This window comes from Streptomyces sp. AC627_RSS907 (assembly GCF_019049165.1).
Genome location: NZ_JAGMUE010001075.1, coordinates 1 through 1352, shown reverse-complemented (window position 1 = coordinate 1352; position 1352 = coordinate 1). Strand labels below are relative to the sequence as shown.

2 protein-coding genes are annotated in these 1352 nt (G+C 75.4%); one reads left to right on the top strand and one right to left on the bottom strand.

What is annotated here, in order from left to right:
* The first annotated feature begins 1 nt into the window (after position 1).
* Positions 2 to 457 (top strand): GNAT family N-acetyltransferase, encoded by a 456-nt coding sequence (locus KUM32_RS40340; protein ID WP_217146665.1) that lies wholly within the window; start codon positions 2 to 4, stop codon positions 455 to 457.
* Between the two features lie 65 nt (positions 458 to 522).
* On the opposite strand, the gene KUM32_RS40335 is transcribed toward KUM32_RS40340, so the two are convergent.
* A partial coding sequence (locus KUM32_RS40335; RefSeq protein WP_217146664.1) for an ECF transporter S component occupies positions 523 to 1352 on the bottom strand: 830 nt, incomplete at its 5' end.

Here is a 1352-nt window from a genome sequence, read left to right as displayed (position 1 = left end):
CTTGCGCGGAACGGACGTCACGATCCGACGAGCCACGGCGGCGGACGCGCGCCGGCTGACGACGCTGGTCCGGCGCTCCTCCGCGTACGAGGGGCGCTACGCCGCGATGGTGGCGGGCTACCGGGTCGGCCCCGACTACATCGCGACCCACCGGGTCTTCGTGGCGGTGGACGCGACGGATCGGCTGTTCGGGTTCTACTCGCTGGTCCTCGACCCGCCCGAGCTGGACCTGATGTTCGTGAGCGACCTCGCGCAGGGCCTGGGCATCGGGCGGCGGCTGGCCGAGCACATGAAGGCACAGGCGCGCGCCGAGGGCATCGCCAGCGTCCGCGTCGTCTCCCACCCGCCGGCCGAGGGCTTCTACCGCAGTGTCGGCGCGCGGCGCGTGGGCACCCTGCGCGCCAACCCGCCGTCGGTCGCCTGGGACCGGCCGGAGCTGGCCTTCGTCCTCGACTGAACGGCGCGCGCGACGGATCGAGGCAGGGCGGCGCCGAACGAGTGTCGGCGGCGATCCGGCCACGTCTACGGCGTTCGGCCGGGGCGCGGCGCGCCCTCGTGCGGCCGGAAGGCGACCGGCGCGTCGAACGCGGCCCGCCGGGTGGCGCGGCGCAGCGCCGCCAGGATGGTGCCGCCCAACGTCAGCACGAGGACGACCGTCAGGACGGCGCGCGGCAGGTCCCAGCCGAGCGAGGTGGCCAGGTGGTAGGCGAGGAAGCGGGACAGGTTCTCCGGCAGATGGTCGCCGGGCACGAAGGAGACGCCGGAGCCCAGGCCGCCGATGTACGGCCAGCCCTGGAGGTTCATGATCAGGCCGTAGAGCGCCGACGACAGGGCCCCGTACGCGGCGAGCAGCGCGAGTTCCCCGCGGCCCCGTAGCCGGTGGGGGCCCGGCAGCAGTCCGGCGCCCATCGAGACCCAGCCCATCGCCAGCATCTGGAACGGCATCCACGGGCCGACGCCCCCGGTCAGCAGGGCGGACGCGAACATCGCCACCGCGCCGAGCACGAACCCGAAGCCCGGCCCGAGCACCCGGCCCGAGAGCACCATGAGGAAGAACATCGGCTCGATGCCCGCGGTGCCCGCGCCCAGCGGGCGCAGCGCGGCGCCGGCCGCGGCCAGCACGCCGAGCATCGCGATGGCCTTGGCGTCCAGGCCGGTGTCGGCGATCGTCGCCACCACCACGGCGAGCAGCAGCGGCAGCAGCGCCGCGAACAGCCAGGGCGCGTCCCGCGAGTGGGCGAGCCCCGACTCCGAGTCGGCCAGCAGCGGCCAGCCGAACGCGGCCACGCCGATCGCGCTGACCAGCACGAGCGCGGCCACCGAGCGCGGGCCGAGGCGGATCGGCCGGGACT